Annotated in this window: 22 protein-coding genes; all 22 read right to left on the reverse strand. The window is 68.0% G+C overall.

The window, feature by feature from the left end:
• Positions 1-181: 181 nt before the first annotated feature.
• Positions 182-508 (reverse strand): hypothetical protein, encoded by a 327-nt coding sequence (locus ACT54R_RS13705; protein ID WP_024279519.1) that lies wholly within the window; start codon positions 506-508, stop codon positions 182-184.
• Between the two features lie 118 nt (positions 509-626).
• Positions 627-998: a hypothetical protein gene (locus tag ACT54R_RS13710; RefSeq protein ID WP_476327145.1), complete on the reverse strand. Its 372-nt coding sequence runs from the start codon at positions 996-998 to the stop codon at positions 627-629.
• A complete protein-coding gene (locus ACT54R_RS13715) occupies positions 995-1873 on the reverse strand; it encodes a glycoside hydrolase family 108 protein (RefSeq protein WP_476327147.1) in 879 nt (292 codons plus the stop codon). Before ACT54R_RS13715 ends, ACT54R_RS13710 begins: the two co-directional genes overlap by 4 nt.
• Positions 1874-2258: 385 nt before the next feature.
• Complete coding sequence (locus ACT54R_RS13720; RefSeq protein WP_476327149.1) at positions 2259-2804, reverse strand: DUF6362 family protein; 546 nt, start codon at positions 2802-2804, stop codon at positions 2259-2261.
• Positions 2744-3265 carry a hypothetical protein gene (locus ACT54R_RS13725; protein ID WP_476327151.1) on the reverse strand — a complete coding sequence of 174 codons (522 nt, stop codon included), beginning with the start codon at positions 3263-3265 and terminating at the stop codon, positions 2744-2746. Before ACT54R_RS13725 ends, ACT54R_RS13720 begins: the two co-directional genes overlap by 61 nt.
• A 73-nt stretch (positions 3266-3338) precedes the next feature.
• Positions 3339-3485, reverse strand: a complete 147-nt coding sequence (locus ACT54R_RS13730; protein WP_476327153.1) for a hypothetical protein — start codon at positions 3483-3485, stop codon at positions 3339-3341.
• Positions 3486-3495: 10 nt separating this feature from the next.
• Positions 3496-3753 (reverse strand): spike base protein, RCAP_Rcc01079 family, encoded by a 258-nt coding sequence (locus ACT54R_RS13735; RefSeq protein ID WP_476327155.1) that lies wholly within the window; start codon positions 3751-3753, stop codon positions 3496-3498.
• A 33-nt stretch (positions 3754-3786) separates the two neighbouring features.
• Positions 3787-4497 carry a hypothetical protein gene (locus ACT54R_RS13740; RefSeq protein WP_476327157.1) on the reverse strand — a complete coding sequence of 237 codons (711 nt, stop codon included), beginning with the start codon at positions 4495-4497 and terminating at the stop codon, positions 3787-3789.
• A 2-nt stretch (positions 4498-4499) separates the two neighbouring features.
• Positions 4500-5927 (reverse strand): DUF2793 domain-containing protein, encoded by a 1428-nt coding sequence (locus ACT54R_RS13745; RefSeq protein ID WP_476327159.1) that lies wholly within the window; start codon positions 5925-5927, stop codon positions 4500-4502.
• Between the two features lie 21 nt (positions 5928-5948).
• Positions 5949-6374, reverse strand: coding sequence for a hypothetical protein (locus tag ACT54R_RS13750; RefSeq protein WP_476327161.1), 426 nt, complete (start codon positions 6372-6374; stop codon positions 5949-5951).
• Positions 6371-10117, reverse strand: a complete 3747-nt coding sequence (locus tag ACT54R_RS13755; RefSeq protein WP_476327163.1) for a host specificity factor TipJ family phage tail protein — start codon at positions 10115-10117, stop codon at positions 6371-6373. Before ACT54R_RS13755 ends, ACT54R_RS13750 begins: the two co-directional genes overlap by 4 nt.
• A 7-nt stretch (positions 10118-10124) precedes the next feature.
• On the reverse strand, positions 10125-10547 hold the full coding sequence (locus ACT54R_RS13760; RefSeq protein ID WP_476327165.1) for a hypothetical protein: 423 nt from the start codon (positions 10545-10547) through the stop codon (positions 10125-10127).
• Entirely contained in the window at positions 10547-11080 is a 534-nt protein-coding gene (locus tag ACT54R_RS13765; protein WP_476327167.1) for a DUF1833 family protein, read from the reverse strand. The genes ACT54R_RS13760 and ACT54R_RS13765 overlap by 1 nt, the downstream gene beginning before the upstream one ends.
• Before the next feature lies 1 nt (position 11081).
• Positions 11082-11462: a hypothetical protein gene (locus ACT54R_RS13770; RefSeq protein ID WP_169121142.1), complete on the reverse strand. Its 381-nt coding sequence runs from the start codon at positions 11460-11462 to the stop codon at positions 11082-11084.
• Positions 11459-13837 (reverse strand): hypothetical protein, encoded by a 2379-nt coding sequence (locus ACT54R_RS13775; RefSeq protein WP_476327169.1) that lies wholly within the window; start codon positions 13835-13837, stop codon positions 11459-11461. The genes ACT54R_RS13770 and ACT54R_RS13775 overlap by 4 nt, the downstream gene beginning before the upstream one ends.
• Positions 13837-14157, reverse strand: coding sequence for a phage head closure protein (locus ACT54R_RS13780; RefSeq protein ID WP_476327171.1), 321 nt, complete (start codon positions 14155-14157; stop codon positions 13837-13839). Before ACT54R_RS13780 ends, ACT54R_RS13775 begins: the two co-directional genes overlap by 1 nt.
• Positions 14154-14561, reverse strand: a complete 408-nt coding sequence (locus ACT54R_RS13785) for a DUF3168 domain-containing protein (protein WP_476327173.1) — start codon at positions 14559-14561, stop codon at positions 14154-14156. Before ACT54R_RS13785 ends, ACT54R_RS13780 begins: the two co-directional genes overlap by 4 nt.
• The gene (locus ACT54R_RS13790; RefSeq protein ID WP_476327175.1) at positions 14561-15049 is read right to left on the reverse strand and encodes a phage tail tube protein; all 489 of its coding nucleotides are present in this window, start codon (positions 15047-15049) and stop codon (positions 14561-14563) included. The genes ACT54R_RS13785 and ACT54R_RS13790 overlap by 1 nt, the downstream gene beginning before the upstream one ends.
• Before the next feature lie 11 nt (positions 15050-15060).
• Positions 15061-15282, reverse strand: a complete 222-nt coding sequence (locus tag ACT54R_RS13795; RefSeq protein ID WP_476327177.1) for a hypothetical protein — start codon at positions 15280-15282, stop codon at positions 15061-15063.
• Complete coding sequence (locus ACT54R_RS13800; protein WP_476327179.1) at positions 15279-15620, reverse strand: hypothetical protein; 342 nt, start codon at positions 15618-15620, stop codon at positions 15279-15281. The genes ACT54R_RS13795 and ACT54R_RS13800 overlap by 4 nt, the downstream gene beginning before the upstream one ends.
• Entirely contained in the window at positions 15617-16105 is a 489-nt protein-coding gene (locus ACT54R_RS13805) for an HK97-gp10 family putative phage morphogenesis protein (protein ID WP_476327181.1), read from the reverse strand. Before ACT54R_RS13805 ends, ACT54R_RS13800 begins: the two co-directional genes overlap by 4 nt.
• A gap of 1 nt (position 16106) precedes the next feature.
• On the reverse strand, positions 16107-16697 hold the full coding sequence (locus tag ACT54R_RS13810; RefSeq protein WP_476327183.1) for a head-tail connector protein: 591 nt from the start codon (positions 16695-16697) through the stop codon (positions 16107-16109).
• Between the last annotated feature and the right edge of the window lies 1 nt (position 16698).

Genomic DNA, 16698 nt, shown 5'->3' on the forward strand with positions numbered 1-16698 from the left:
TATTGCAGTTTGCTCCGTAGGCAAGATCACGGTGCCACGCATAGCTAACGCCGAGGCGAGAAGATCGCGCAACAGTACATCCACCTCTGCCTGCGCTAATCGGACTTCCTCCGCCGCCTCCCCCGGCCGGGTCAGGGATGCGAACACGCCGTCCGCATCCCAGTCGATTCGCAGGCGGACCCTAGGGTTGTTTGAGGACATGCGTCTTGATCCCCAGCCAGAACACTGTCAGGGCGCCGCCGACCAGCACCGTCAGGACGGCGGTGCCGATTACGAGCGCCGCCCGGTTCCACATGCGGCGGAAGCGGCGCAGGTGCTCGATATCGGCGCGCGCCTCCTCGATCCGGGCTTCGTCCGAGGTGGAAAGGCCGATCTCCTTCAGCACCTTGCGGACGGCCTTCTCGGCCGCGTCTTCGGCCACCTCCACCACCATCAGCTCCAACGCCCGTTCTGAAATGATGATGGCCCCACTCGGCGCGCGCGCAGCGGCCGGAACCTCCCCCGTCATCTCTCACCTCCAGCCGCAGAGCCGCTTGCCAACAGCATTGTGCGCCTTGGCCTGACGGATGGTTTCATCGGTGTCATGGTCCGACCAGCGCATGGGCTTGGCCGAGGCGCAATAGACGCTAGTCGCGCCGCTTGAACCCGTCGTCGTCACGCAGCCGGCGAGGATCGGCATTGCGGCGGTCAGCATCAGCGCGAGCTTCATTCGCCCGCTGGACGGCACGGTCGGCATTGGCCTTGTCCTTCTGGATCTGGCGGGCGGCGCCACTGCGGTCCCCCCGGCGGTAGGCGATGGCAACGGCGCCGGCGGCGAGAACCGCCAGCGCTCCCTTGAGGCCGAGGAGGCGGAACGCGAACACGGTCGCAGCGAGGACGGCGGCGGCGATCAGCGCCTCAGTCCAGTCACCGCCGAACAGCAGCGCGACGATGAAGCCCCCCACAGCCGACACCGTGGGGAGGAACCACAGGGTGGCGAGGAGAGCGGCGGGGATCATGCCGCCGCCTCCGCCGCCTCGGCGGGATTATCGTTCGCCGCCGTGCCGAGCTGCGGCGGGTTGAGGTCCAGCGCATCCGCGAGCGCGTCGGCCTTGTTCTTCGCCCACATGCGGTAGACGACACCGCCCACCAGGGCGATCGCGCCGAGCACCATGAGGATGGTCAGCACCGTGCCGGCGAGCGCGCTCTTGTCCGCCAGCGGCGTCACCGCGTCCGTCGCCGTGGAAATGGTGGTGCTCACCACCCCGCCGCCGGCGAGCGCGTCGCCGATGGCCTTGGGCGGCGCCTTCCGGGCCGAGGAGACATAGGCCTTGCCGCTCGCCGTCTTCGTCGGCATGGGCAGGTTGACCGAGCCGCTGGCGAGGGCAAGCCCCAGTTCGCGGACCTCGGCCACCCTCCTGCCCCAGCCGTTGCCGAAGACGGACCAGGTGCGCAGGGACTTCAGCATGGCGAGGCGCCGCGCCTGCACATCAGCCACGATCGCGTCCACGTCCTGAATGGCATCAACGGCCGCAAGGGTGGACGGGCCAAGCACGCCGTCCGCCGGCAGGCCGAGCGCACGCTGAAGCCACTTCGTCGCCTGCGCTGGGCCGGAGTTCACCGCTCCGTCGAAGACCACATAATCGAGGCCGGCCGGCAGACGGTCACCGCGCACGAGATCCCAATAGCGGCGCTTATAGATCTCCTGCAGCTCGGCGTCCGTGATCTCGCTCACGTCGCGCAGCGGGAGGCCCTTCGAGCGGCGATAGTCGTCATAGACTCGCTTGATGACGCCCTTCATGGTGGGGCCGCCGGGGTCGGACGGGTGGTTGGAATATCCGCCTTCGTGCACGAGCACGGCGGCGAGCGCGGGAGTGAAGTTCTCCGCAACCATCAGATAGTCCTTTCGGGTGGTGGAAAACAAAAGGCCGCCCGAAGGCGGCCGTGGTAAAAGGGTGTGTCTGCCCTTGCCCTGACACTCGGGTCGACGGGAGCCGGGCGGTCTGCCCCACAGTTCGCCCGGCTCACCCCCCCCTCAAGAAGCGTCTCCCGGAACCATCGGCCGCCTTGGTCGTTCACCCGATCGTGAAGAGGGTTGAGCGATGCCGGGTTTCTTGGAGTTCGTCGTGGTCGCACTGTTGCTGGCGACACTTTTGTCGGCAGTCGTGAGCCGCGGTTAGGGATTTCGCGATGATTGCTGTCACCATCGCATTCGCGGCGCTCGCTGTGCTGGCGGTGAAATTGCCCGCCTAGCCTTGGGTGGATGAGCGTGCGGCGGGTCAGTCGATCGGCCGTCCATCGCGGTCCAGGCAAACCGCAATCGCAAGGGCACCCCGCCGCCGGGCTGCGTCGAAGTCCGAGCGGGTCAAGCCGGCCTGTCCGAGAATGGTCGCCACCTTCCGTCCGCGCGCCTTGCCGCGGCTCCAGAGGAGGAGGCTTCGGCGCGCCTCTTCGTCTTCCGCGAGGTAGAGGCCGCACCATTCAAAGGCGCGTTCCATCCGCGAGATCTGCGCGGGAGACGGTGGCGGCCGGTTCATGCGCGGCTCGCCGGCGAGCCGCTGCCCCGTGCCTTCCGGTTCCGGAAGAGCAAGGCCGCCGACCACGCCGCGCACCCTGTCCGGCCCAAGATGGCCCGGCAGGCGCGCCAGCACGAGGAAGGCTTCCACGAGGCGCTCATGGATATAGGCGCCAGTCCAGCGCGCGGGCGCAGTCTCGATCCGCAGGTCACGAATGATCCTGCGCTTTTCCTCGATCGGGATGGGCTTCATGGGGAACCAAATCCCTGCAATTCGGCGCGCAAGGGAGCGGCCGCCGGCATGGCGCACGGTCTCGGCGACAGGCGCCGCGCGACCTCCTCGCCCCGCGCCCTCGCGTTGCGAACGATGGCCCGAACCGAGGCCGGCGACTTGCCGGCCTCGATGCAGATGGTGTCGGTATCGACCCCCGCATTCCAAAGGGAGAGCACGAAGGCCCGCCGGGTGGAGCTGGCTCGCCGCGCGTCGAGGACGGCCCGGCGATCCCGCGGCGGGAGTCCCAGGCGGCGGGCGGCCCGCTCGATCGCATTCCGCGACACATTGAGATGGGCCATCATTTCGAGCATGGTCGGCCCGGCGTTCCAGTGCGCGCGGAGCCATGCCGCCTGTTCCCGCGTCGGGTGCCAGCGGGCGGCGGCGCGGCGAGCGGCCTCGAAGCCCTCCGGCCGCCGCCACCCATGATCTCGCGCGATGTTGCGGATGACGGCGCCCCCGGCACATCCGAACTTATGGGCGAGCACGCGGGAGGGCACGCCACGTTCAAAGAGTGCGCGGAGATCCGCGAGTTCTTCCTCTGAAAGCGGCCGGCGGCGCCGGCGCCCGCCCTCAGATGCGCTCAATGAGATAGGCGCCATCGGCATCGGTGAGGCGTTTGCCGTCATTATCGACCAGGAAGACGAACCCCGGCGGCGGACGCAGCTCTGCCGCCTGCCTCAGCAATGCGATCCAGCAAGACAGGGAGATCCCCAGCATCTGGACCTCCTCACCACATCGCCACGATGCCGGCCGCCAGCGTCCCCGTCGCCCACACGCGGGTGACGCGGACGGGGAAGATCCCGACGACATCGGGCACGGTCACCACCTCGCCGCCGAGCGTGGTGACCTTCAGGTTTCCGGGCGTGCCCACCCAAAGCGAGCGGCAGGGGACCGCAAGGTCCACGGTGTCGCTTGGCGCGACCGTCGCAAGGTGGGAACAGGGCGACGACAGGTTGTCAGCCTGCGCGCTGAAGGGATCGGGCATCGTTCGTCTCCAGATGGTGCCGGCTTGCCGGCGTCAGAAAGCCCACGCGGCCATGAAGCCCGTGCGCGTCGTGGTCCACGTCCACGTGATGGTGTTTCCGGTGCTGGCGGAGGCCTGAAGCGGCGTCGATCCGTGCGCGGCATATCCCGTGCTTTCAGGCGTGTTGAACACGTCCGAGGTTGCGCCCGTGAGGCCGGACATCACCGGCGCCGAAATGGTGTTGTTCCACCCGGCGACACTGAGAACGAACCCACCGGCCGGAACGTCTATGCCGGCGATCCCCCCGGAGGTGGCGGTGGTGGCGGAAACCGAACCGCTATCGCTCGCCCCCGTGCCCGCGCCCGGACGGTTCATGACGCGGTATGTGGCGATCGAGCAGCTGGTGACCGTGTTGGAAAAGGTCACCACCACGTCGCCAGAGACCCCGGTCGGGACCACCGCACGCGCGACGCACATGGCCTGCAAAACGCCGCTGGCGTATGGGGTCTCCAGCGCGGCAGCCACGCCCCCTATGGTCACGCTGGAAAGCGTGCGGGTAGCAGATGCCCCTTGATACCATTCAATCGAAACAAACACCTCGCGGGTCTCGGCCGCTCCCGGTTCGGCGCCGAAGTCGCAAGAGGCGAAGGTGTAGGATGAGGCATTGGTGGCGCTTGAATAGCCCGCCCGGAAGGCGATCGATGGCGCCGCGGCGACGGCAGCATTGTTGACCCCGAGCGCGAAGACTTGGCTGAAGGGCAGCATGGTCAGGCGTCGTTCACGGCATCGAGGGTGACGTTGACATAGGCCGCGACAAGCTTGGCGTCGGCCGCATAGGTGTCGGCGGCGTCCGCCGCGTCGCGGAAGATCTCGACGAAAAGCAACGCATTGTTCGCGGGCGTGCCGGCCGGCGTGACGGTGGTGATGTCCGTGTAGCAGGTGGCCGTGCTCATGCCCGAGGTTGCCGTTGCTACCGCAACAACGGTTCCCCATGCGCGATCGAGATTGTCCGTGCCGTCATAATAATCGACGCAGGCGGCCCGAACGCCCCAGCGCACGTTGCCCACCGCGCCATCCCCCGGCTGCCAGATCAGGCGCGCCGTGAAGGTCCCCTCATTCCAGCTTTTGGGCATGGGAATGCAGATCTGCGCATATTCTGCCGTCGCAGCGTCGAAATCGAGAGTGCGCACCATGCGCTTGTTTGCGGCAGTCTCCACCAGCCCCCACGCGGCGCCGCTGGTGGTGCGCGGCGTGAACGCCGCAGCGGGGATGCACATGCTGCGCGTCCCCGTCGCCAGCTTCCCGGCAAGGGAGGCGTCCAGGCCGGACACGTCCCCCGTGCCAAGGGTCACGTCGCCCGTCCGCCCCGCAACCGAGGAGACCGCGCCGAGCGGCGCGAGGATCTCCAGCCAGTTCGCCAGCGTCGTCGCCGGCGAGGCGGACAGGATGAAGCTCTTTCGAACGTCGGAGCGGATTGCCACGTCGCCGACCTGCGCCGTGAGCGCCAGCATCGCGGCTTGAGAGGCAACCGGAAACGTCTCGGTAATCGCCAGCGCCGGAAGCTGTGCGGCCGGCACCTTGCCCCCGCTGTCCAGCGTCGCCACGCCGTTCGCCGCCCCGAGGGCGGATGTCGGAACCGGAGAGATGTTCACCCACGCGGCGGCGTGGCGCTCCCACGTGGCATCGGTCGCAGTATCATAGAGGCGCATGCCTTGGGCCGGCGCCGTGAAGCGCCAGGCGCCCGCATCCGTCGCCACCGCCAGATAGCCGCCATAGCCGGTCCACGCGCCCGTGGGAGCGCTGCCCACGAGATAGAGATCGCTCGCCGCAGGGGTCGAAGGCGGCGCATTCGTGCCCGCGCCCTTGGCGACATAGGTCGGCACGCCATCGTCAAGGATGCGCTGGCGCTCGATCAGCTCGCGCATGCGTTCGGCGACATAGGCGCCGGTGGTGCGCAAGGGCGAGTTGTACACGATGATGTAGGAGGATCCGGCAAGCGCCGCCCCAGGCCAGCCATAGGCCAAGGTGAGGTGGGTATTGTCCACCACATCGAGGATCCGCACCGCCCGGCCGCCGGCCTCCAGAGTGTCGCCCGCGACGATGGGCGTGCTCCAGAGCGTGCCGGCGCCGACCACGGCGGTGCCACCCGCCGGCACCGTCACGGTGCCGGTCGCATAGAAGTCGCTGAAAGACATGAAGCGATCCTTGAGCTGCCGTCAGGTGGCGGCGGTGACGAAGATGCGGCAGCGCGCCACCTGCTGCGGCCATTGCGGGATGATCTCGGCCGTCCAAGCGCCCGGCTGGAAGGCAACAGCCGTTGCGACGCCCTCGCTCACCAGCACTTCCGGAGCCCCCGGCCCACCCGCCAGAATGCAGGCGGTGCCGGTTGGCAGGTTCCGCGCGATCTCCACGGGCTCGCCCACCACGGCCACGAGTTCGTCGGCATCGAGGACGGGCGCATCCGGGCGGGACGCCACCATACCGTCCACCACATAGTGGGCGGCCGGATCCAGCGAAGCCGTCTGCACGAGAAGCAACTCTTCCCGTCCGCTGCGAACTGCCGCCAATGCGTCCTCAAGGCGCGTCACGCTGAGCATCGAGATGATTTCGCCAGAGCGATTATCGTATTTGATGAAGATCATCTCTTGAACTCCGTCATGGAAATGATGCGGGAGCCGTAGAAGCCAGACGAACCGACGCCGCCGACCACGACGCGATAGGTGGTCGCGCCGGATATATTGTCCGCGTCGAGGAATTCGAGCGGCAGGGGATTGCCGCCGAAATTGATCATGGCCGTGCTGCCCACGTAGCCGGCGGGATAGGCCCCGAGGAACAGCGTCCCGCTGTACACGACTGTTTCGGCCGCGCCGGCCACCGAGCGATAGACAGTGACGGGGACCGTCCCGCTCCCGCGATCGGTGTAAGGCATGTTCCAAGCGATGGTGCCGATGTTGGCGCGGACGATGCAGGCCGAGCCGGCGGTGCGGACGATCGAAGTCGTGAACACCGTGACGGTCGTCGCGCTCGGCGAAGACGATGGCGGCAGCGTCGTCGTCAGCGTCTCGGTCACGAACGCCGTCACCGCCCCCGGCGCGATATTGCTCGTGGCCACGCCGCCGATGATGATCTTGTCCGTGGTCACGGACGACGCCTCAAGGCTGATCGTCTTCACGGCCCCGGCGGCAATCTTCGGCGAGGTGATGGAGCCTGCCGCCACCATGTCCCCGTTGAGATAGACGACAGGCGTCGGCCCCGTATTGTCCACGAGGAAGACGGGAACCCCGTTGATGCCGTCCCCGCTCACATAGAAGCGATCGGCATCAATCTGCACTTCACCGATGGCGCCGCCCATGCCATCGCTGCGGGCGATGACCCGCAGTCCGGCCGAGGCCTCTTCGGCTGTCGCTTGCAGCTCATAGGCTGCAATGGCACCGGCCGGCGTCACGGCGACGACGAAGCGCGCCTTCAGGCTGGCGTCCACGCCTGCCACCGCCGCCGCCAGTTCCGTGACTTGCTGGGCAATGGCGCTGTCCGGCCCCACGGCGGCGGTGATTTCCTCCGAGAACTTGGCGGAGGCCGCGCCGAGCTGCACGGCAAGGGTGCGCGCCATGTCGCGGCGATTGAGGTCGCCGGCGGCATCCACGTCCGCGACGATGATCGCGAGGGCATTGAAACCCTCCTGCAGGGACATGAGTGCGGCCTGCGTCCGCTTCAGCACCAGGTCACGCGTCGCGTCCGTGAACTGTTCCGCAGACACCGGGAGCTTGCTGCCGTCGATCACCGGCGCGGCCACGTCCACCGTTGCCCACGGGCCTTGCGTCGCGCCCACGGCCGACACCTGAAGACGGATCGCCGCCGGCTCCACAACCACGGACAGTTCCGCCGCCGTGATATCAGGGAGCGAGGTCCAGCTCTCGCCTTCGTCATAGGAGATCCGCGCCCGGTAGAAGAGCGCGCCCGATGCAGGAAACCACGAGGCCGAGAGCACCGGCTCCAGCACATTTTGCTCCAGCGTCGCCAGCAAGCCCGCGACGATGGGCGCCTTCGGCAGGCTGAGGGATGGCAGGCCCGGCAAAGGATCGGGAGCGCCATCGTCGTCATGCACGCGCGGATCATCCACAACGAACGTCAGCGACACCCGGTCTCCGCTCGGCGCTCCGGACAGGGCGATGCACCGGCGCTGCCATGCCGAGCCAAATCCATGGGCGAAGGTCGGCAGCTCCGACCCATCGGCCCGCGCGAGCACCGCCGCCAGCGTCTGCCCCTGCGCCGTCTCGACAATGGCGAGATCCGCCGCATCGAGGACGCACAGGGCATCCGATCCCCCGCGCGCGCACTTCACCGGCCCGAAGGCCGCGCCTGTCCTGTCCCGCAGCACCACATAGTGCTGCCCCGAGCCAGCCCAGGCCGGGGCCGGCTCAAGGGTGAGGGTCGCCCCGGCCCGCGCCGCAACAACGCCGGCGGCGCCCCACGCCCCCGGCAGATCCGATTGGATCTGCACGTGCTCGCCGAGGCTGATCAGCCTCCCATCGTGTTCCGTGGTGACCGAGGGGCGCACCCGGCGATAGACGTTCTGCCGATAGTGGAAGCCGGCCTCGCGATAGGCCTGCGCCCGCTGCACGATGCCGGGGATCTGCATGCGCATCGGGTTCTCGGCCACGACGCTGGCGGGATACTGGACCTCCTCGGCCTGCCACGTGGTCTCATCCACATACTCGACAATGACCGCATCCGCCGCGTCGGAGGATGCGAACTCATAATCCACGGCGAAGGTGCCGCGCACGGTCTCCCGATCCGTGAGCAGCATGCTCGGCACGGCGCGCCATTCGTCGCGCACCAGCGTGAGCATGTCGCCGGCCCATCGGTGCTTCGCTCGCACCGTCGCCAATGCCGTGTCGAAGGCCTCAGGGACGCCGACCGAGGACGTGAACTCATAGTCGAAGCAATCGCCCCGTGCCGCCGCCGTCACCGCCAGCATCAGGACGCCCTGCAGGTCCACCTTCGCGGCCGACCGACGCGCGCCATAGTCCGTATTGGTTGCCATGTCCCAGAAGGCCCAGGCCGGCGAGCGCGTCGGTTGTTCCACCCAGGCCGATCCCGACCACACCGGCAGAATCCGCGTCTCGATCACCTTCAGGGCCTGCGCTGCGGCCGAGGTCAGCTGCTGCGTCGCCTTGAGGCGGAGCGCGATCGTGCTCACCCCTGCGAAGGCGCGGGGACCCGACAGGAAGGCACGAAGGCCCATCCACACGATCGTGTCCGACACGTTGCTGTCCGTGCTCGGCGCCGAGGTCCGCTTCAGGCGGACCTCATAGCGGCCGGGCGCCACGGTCACCTTGAAGCTCCAGCGCTTGGGCTTGTTCGTCACGCCGCCGAGGCTTTCGGCGAGGAGCTGCGACCACCCGCCCGTGGGGGCGCCAAGGTCGTTCACCGGCCGATACTCCGCCACGATGGGCACGAAGAAGGGCCGCCGGTCCCCGTCCGAATTCGTGGTGTAGAGGCCGCCCGGTGCGGCGACATCAAGCGCGAGATCCGTGGTGGTGGTGGCGGCCGGCGCCGAGATGAAGCCGCCCACATAGCCGTCCGCCGGCTTCGGCAGTTCCTGCCCCGACACCTCCGGCGAGGAATAGACGTTGACGGGGAAGAGCGTAACCTCCTCGCCCGGCTCATAGAAGGCGACCGAAACGCCAGTGAACTCCGGGTTCACGCCCGTCGCCGCGTCCCAAAGGATGGTGTCATCCATGAGGATCTGTTCACGGCTGTACCGCCCGCAGCCCTCGGACAACAGGATGTTCAGATATTCATCGTTTCCGATGTATTCCGACCACGGCACGGCGGCATAGTCGGGAGACCGCTTCACCCGCCCGTAGCTGACGGGGATGCTCTGCAGGAGCCGGGCCGAGTTGGCCTGCTTTGCGAAGCTGTAGACCTGTCCCGCGTCGTCATCCTGTCCGCCGGCCTTGGCCTTCACCAGCGTCGAAACGAGGAACGATCCGCCGATGAGGAAGGCCGCGCTGCCGACGCTGGCGGAGATCCCGAGGCCGAGGCCCGCAATCCACGTGCCCACGCCCGGCGCGAGGAGCGAGAGGCCCACCAGCGCCACGAGGCCAAGCACCTGCTTGTTCTGCGCCCGGCTCCCGCCGAGCGGCCTCGACATGACCACCAGCCGATCCGAGGCGCGGATGCGGCGTCGGCGCCAGTCCGCCCGCAGCACCGGCTCGCCGTTGATGGCGACGACGGTCGGCAGGATCTCGGTTGACCAGGCGCGCGGCGCCCCGCCCGATCGGCGCGCCCGGCGCAGGAAGCCGGCGACCGTTTCGCGCGCACGGGGCTGCGCACGGCCGAGCACCTGTCCCGGCAGGACGATGTGAACCGCTTCGTGCATCGTGTCCTCAGATTGGCTCGAAGAACCGCAGGCGCGCCCATCCACGGGCGCGCAGGGTCACCATGGCGTCGAGGGCGACGCCGGCTTCGGCATCGGCATGCAGCACCCGCCCTTCGGGCTGGAGCCATATCCCCACGTGCGCGCCTTGCGTGACGCGGGCCATCAGCACAAGGGCACCGTCCGGCGCCGCCACGAGGCCCGCCGGGTCGGCAGCAAGCTCCCGCCAGCGCCCCCGCTCCGGATGGGCGGCGAGGGTGTCCACCATCCACCGCCAAGTCACCGCATCGGGGATCTCCACCGCCGGAAGGTGGCGCCCCCACAAGGCGGCCTCCACCTCGCACGCGAGGTGCCAGCATGAGGCGCCGGGAGACCATGGCCGGCCGATGAGGCTGGTGAGGTAGGCCGCGCGGGCCGTCGCGTCCGCCGTCATCAGGCGATCAGGGAGCTGAATTCCCGGCGCGAATAGATGCGGCGCGGGAATTTCATGTTGGTGAGATCGTCGAAGGAGGCAGTGCCCTCGACGGTTGACCCGGCGACCGTCACCTTGCGGAGGAGGAATTCCCACGGGCCGCAGGCCGGCTCACTCACATCATCCTCGCGGTACTGCCGGAACAGCACCTTGAGATCCGCCCTGTAGCCTGTGGCGGCCTCAAGATAGGGCATCACGTCGCGCGCCACGTTATCGATGACGACGCGGCACTGAGGCACCTGCTGTTCCGAGAAGTTGGGCGCGTCCGCCGAGAAGGCGATGGGGGTGAACTCCGCTGGCGCGCCGGCATCGAATGTCGCCCCCGGCTCGATCCCGAAGGTGCGCGGCTCCACATCGCAGACGAAGCGCAGGGGAATGGGCGCGCCGCCCTCAAGGAACGCGGGGTGCTGCAGCTCGATCGTGTCGAAGACGAGGACGCTATTGGGGCAGGAGGCCTCGGCCTCGGCCCATGCGTCGGTCCACAGATCCACCATGTCAGGACACCACGGAAGCGGGGAACACGTAGAGATCGAAGACGACGCGCACCTTGTCGCCGCTCGCGCTCCAGCCGAGCGTTCCAGCGCGCATCTGCACCGTGCGCGCCGAGAACGCCGCGCCGTCGAGGCTGACGGGCATCGTGAACCGGACGGAGGCGCCGAACAGCGATCCCGACACGAACGCGAGGAAAGTCGCGAACTCGGCGGCGGAGAGATCGGCCGACCATTTGATGAGCGGCAGCGCATCACCGGGGCGTCGCCGCATGCGTACGTTCCCCGCTTCCATCTCGGTTTCCAGCGGATCCCGGATCGGCTTCACATCCCAGGCGTCTCGCAGCGGCTCATAGGGCACGGAGGCAGGCCAGACGGGGAGGCTCATCGGCCGACACCCCGCATGGGATTGAGGCCAAAGCGGGCGCGCACCGCCTGCCCCATCGGCCCCATCGTGGTCATGTCGGCGGCGAAGACCTTGCGCACCATGGCCTCGATATCGGCCGTGGCGTCGCGCAGAGCGGCCCGCAGATTGTCCCTGTCACTGGCGCGCCCGTCATTCCCGCCGCCGGGCTGATTGATGACGAAGGAGGGGGAGACGCTGACGTTGTTGCTGAAGGCGTTGCGGATCATGGTCTCGGCTGGCGAGATGGGCACGCGGACATCCACCGGGATCCGGCGCCCATCCGGCAGGGGCACGGCCGCTTCCGGCCCGGCCTCGCCAAAGATCGCCGCGTTGCGCGAGACGCCGCCACGCGCATACTTCTTCAGCTTGCGGGGGCCTTGCGGGGTGTGCACACCGCCGTCCGCATAGAAGGTGGATCCGCCGGAGAAGGCCGAGCCCACGGACTTCACCACTCCGCCGACGATGCCGCCGCCACCCGACCCGAGCGGCCCCTCGCCGAGCAAGGCCGCCTTCAGCGCCATTTCCGCAAGGAGCTTGATGCTGTCCTTCAGCACGTCGTTCCAATTTTTCGTCCCGTCGATCAGGCCCATGATCGAGCTTTGGGCGAGATTGCCCACCTCCTGCTGCATCTCGCGTTGGCGCTCCTGCGACGCCTTCGTCTTTTCGATGGCGACTGTCACGTCGCCATAGCGCGCGGCGAGCTGCTGGAGCTGCTGGAGCTGTTCCGGCGAGAGCTTGAGATTGTGCTCCTGCGCCGTGGCAATGGCGTCCATCATGAATTTGTATTCGGCGGCGGCCTGCGTCGTCATGCCGAGCTGCGCCTGTTCCTGCTGAAGATCGCGCAGGCGCTCGGACATGGTTTTCTGCACATCCTTGAAGCCGTAGCCGATGGATGGATCCGGTGCCGGGGCTGGAGCGGCGGGCGCGCCGTCGCGCTTGCCCTTCAGCTCATCGAGGCGCTTCTGCGCAAGCTCGACGGCCGCGATGTACTTTTCCAGCGCCGCCGTCATTTCCGCCGTGTCGGCCGTGGGCATCTTCGCATTGTACTTGCCGGCCCAGCCGCCGACCCTTTGGTTCGTGGCGACGGCGCGCGCGTACTCCAACTCCGCCTGTGCATCGGCGAGCGCCTTCTCGGCGTTCGTCACATGCTGGTCGGCAAGCGCCTTCAGCGCCGCCTCGGCGCCAGGCACGCGCGCCTTGACCTGCGCAATCGCCCCGTCAAGGTCAGTCATGGCGCTCTTATGCGCCTCGCTCGCGACCTTCGCTTGGTCCTGCCGGAGAGCCAGCGCGGCAATGGTCCCCACCGCCGCCGCAATGACGATGCCCCATGGTCCGCCGACCAGACGGAGGGCGGCAGCAAGTCCGGCACTGGCGAATGCCGCAGTGCGCTGCGCCGCCGCCAAGGCAAGCGTAGCTGCACCCGCGACAGTAAGCTGACCGGCGGCGGTCACGGCGGCGCTGACCGTGGCGGCGAGCGAAGCCGCCAGCGGACCCAAGGCAGCACCGGCCGCGATCGCGCCGAACGCCGCCGCAACCGCGATGATCTCGGTCTTGTACTTCTCCAGCGCGGCGGCGCCTTCGAGGACGCCGGACTTCAGCGCGACCTCGATCTTGAGCGCCAGCATGTCGAACATCTTGGCGACCTTGGCCGCCTCCTTCGCCACCTCATCGGACATGACAAGGCCGAGCCGCCGCGCCTCTTCGCGCGCCTTCGAGATCGAGCCGAGCCCTTGGTCCATGAAGCGCAGGAACTGCTCGCCGCCGGTACCGCCGAAGATCTCATCCGAGATCCGGATCTGCCCCGCCTTGCTGAAGCGCTTCATCTTGTCGATGATCTCTTCGAACAGGGCTGCAGGATCCTGCAGCTTCTGTTTCAGCTCGGCGGCGGTATAGCCGAGGCGCTTGAACGCCTCCTCGCTCGATCCCGCGCCGGTGCGGATGAACTCATCCGCCCGCAACTGCATTTCCTTCAGGCCATCGGTCAGCGCATCCACCCCGACGCGGGCCTGTTCGGCCGCGAACTTCAGCTCCTGAAACGGCTCGAAAGCGACGCCGGCCTTCTGCGCCTCGGCCGCAAGATCCGCGACGGAGGTGGCCGCAGCCTTCAGCGTCGTGATGGCACCGGCAATGCCGCCGCTCGCGATGATACCGGCGCCGCCGAGCGCCTCGAAGGCGGAGCTGATCGAGGCCGTGGACCCGTTGAAATAGCTCTTCAGGTTCACCGCATTCTGCTGCGCCCGCTTCTCGATCTCCAGAAAGCGGCGGTTCGAGACAGCCTTCGCCTTCTCGAAGTTCTTTTCGAAATCGCGGATCCGCGCCTCAAGGGCAACGACAAGACGTTCCTCTTCGCCGGCCATCAGTCCACTCCCCGCGCAATGGTGCGGATCTCCAGGCCGCGCCTGCGGCCGAGTTCCTTGATTTCCTTGATGTCGTAACCCACCCCGTCGAAGCGGATGCGGTCCCGCGTGGTGACGCCGGCGAGCCAGCGGATGCGGAAGATCGTGGCGGTGTCGCCCTGCAGGCCGGAGCCCTGAAGGAATTCCGAGGTGCTGGACTGGATGAGGCTCGCCCACAGGGTCGCCACGGGCGCCCATGTGGTGGTCAGCACCCCGTCCGCGTCCCGCGCTTCGGTGCCGCGCTCGATCGTGATGCGCCGGTCCAGCTGCCCCGCCTTCACCACGCCACCTCCACCAGGCTCTCGATGGTGACCACGCCGTGCGAGGTTTCCCCGTCCGGATCGCGCAGGAGGCGGGCCGAGGACACGATGGCCGTCACCGCCCGGTGCCCCCCTTCAAGCGGCAGCGTCGCGCCCTCCACCGCCGCCACGATGCCGTCCGCGATGTCGCGGGCGAGCGGAGCGCTCTTCGTCCAGACGTGTAGCGTCGCGTAGAGGCGCCGCTCGCGACCGCAGAGGGATTGCGGCTCGCGCACCGCCTGCCCTTCTCCGAACAGGATCGAGGGGAAGCGCTGCGGCGCGCCGTCCCCATCGATGATGTTGGCGGCCGGCACCAGCGCGAGGAGCGCCGGCGCCGCGAGGAACCGCGCGAGAAGTGCCCTCTGCAGGGCGCGATCCGGCGCCATCAGGTGGCGGAGGCGTGCACGACAACCACGTTGGAATTGATCTCCAGCGTGGACGTGAGCTTGATGATGGCGTTCGCCTCGTCGGCCTGATCATTGGCCGACATGACCAGAGCCGTGAAGTAGCGCATCGAGTTCTTCGGCGAAGCGCCGGCGGACGGCTTGTCCGCGAACTCGATCTTGATCGAATAGCTGTCGCGGGCGGCAGCGGCGGCGCGCAGCGCGAGCTGACCCGCATCCGCATAGTCCGAATTCATCGTGACCTCCATCGAGCCCGCGTTCTTCGTGCCCTTGGCCTTGCGGGTGCGCCCCCGGCTGAGAACGTTGGAGGTGATGAGTTCGGAGGTGTCGCCAAACGATCCGATGCTCTCCACTTCGCCGATCTCTGTCCACACCTCGGAGGTGAAATCGGCCGCCACGAAGTCCGTTGCTCCGGGCACCTTGACGGCCCCGATGTAGATTTTCGACCCGCTCGCGCTGAAGAGTGCCATGGTGCTTGCTCCTAACCTTTGGCTGTGAACATCGCGTCGAAGGCCGCCGCCGTCAGCGGCGTCTGCGGCGCGGCTTCCTTCCGCCCGCCGAACAGGGCGGCGAGCATGTCGATCCGCCCGTCATGGGCGGCGGCGATCTGCGGGATGGGGGTCGCGAGGGCGACGGCCGGGGTCCAGCCCAGCCAGCCCGTCGCGGCCTTGAAGAGCCATGCGTGGAAGTCCGCGTGGCTCATGCGTCGAAAGGGCGGGATCCCGGCTTGTCTTCCGCCTCCGCCTTCGGGCTGCGCCCGCCATTGGCGAGGAGGATCACGAACCGGATCAAGTCCGGCGCGATGTTCATGACGCCGGCGGCATAGACGCGGGCGTCGAGATCGCTGGGAGCTGACAGGCCGATGCCGGCCCGCGTCACGTCGATCGCCGCCGGGAGGTCATAGGCCTCCAGCTTGTCGATCAACGCCCCGAAGCTCTGGTGCGCGCGGCACAGCGCCATGGCGGCGCCGAGGGTGGGCGCCAGGGTGAAGGCATCGCCGCCGAGGGAAAGGCTCACGTGGCCGTCGAGAAGGTCAGTCATTTGGCGTCTTTCGCGGCTTTGCGGATGGCCCGCTTGATGGCGGAGGCGAGCTTCTTCCGGTGCAGGCGGAAGGCCGGCCAGAAGAAGGGTTCGGCCTTGGTGCCGGGGTGGTGCACGACAGGGCCAAAGCGCCCATCGTTGCCCATGGGCTTGCCGTCTTTTCCCTTGATTTCGTGGGGCGCCACACCGAACTCCACTAGGTGGGCGTAGCGCACCTTGGTATTGCCGGCGGTCACGAGCACCTGCAGTTCCGGCACCACCTGCCGGCCGCCCGGCTGGGAATAGGGCGGCGTGGTTGAGCCGCCCGGCGTTACAGCGATGCTCTCCTTCAGGTCGCCGTCATCGACAGGCGCGAGCGCGCGCATGTCATCTGCGAGCGCATTCCCGGCCTTCAGCAGGGCCGGCTGCACGGCGCCCCGGACATTCTGCGGAATGGCATTGAGGCGGCGGTTGAGACGGGCAAGCCCGTTGTCCACCTTCGCCACGCTACACCCGCACCCTTCGGAAATTGGCCGTAAGGCGGTTCGCGCCGAACGGAAGATCGGACGCGGAGACGCCGACCGTCACCGCCTCCCTATTCTCATAGAGGTGGGCAACGATGAGGAGCGCCGCCCGGCGGATGGCGGCGGGAACGTCACCGGGCTCGCCATACCCGGCCTCGAATGTCACTGAGACCGCATCGTCGCGGGGATAGGTGGCAGGCCAGGACTGGCCATAGGCGAGCTTCAGATAGGGGTCGGCGGCACCGTTCAGCACCCCGCCATAGACCTGTGCCGCCAGCGGGCGGGAGACGCCATCCGATCCCCAATAGGTCACGGAGGAGACCGCCAGCACCGGAGCGAGGGGCAGGCGAATGACGCCGCAGGCGGGGAAGCACGGCAGATCCTGCCGCCACACCTGCGTCACCAGCGCCCGCCCCAGCTCGCCGCTGTACCCGTCCAGCAAACTTTCCGCCGCCGCGATCAGATCCTCGATCAGGCCATCATCGTCGGACAGGTCCACCTTCAGGGCGAGCTTTGCCTCTTCGACCGTGAGGAGCGGAAGGGCGGGAGCCGAGACCCGGACGGGTGCCAGCATG

The sequence above is a fragment of the Xanthobacter sp. DMC47 genome (assembly GCF_056313845.1).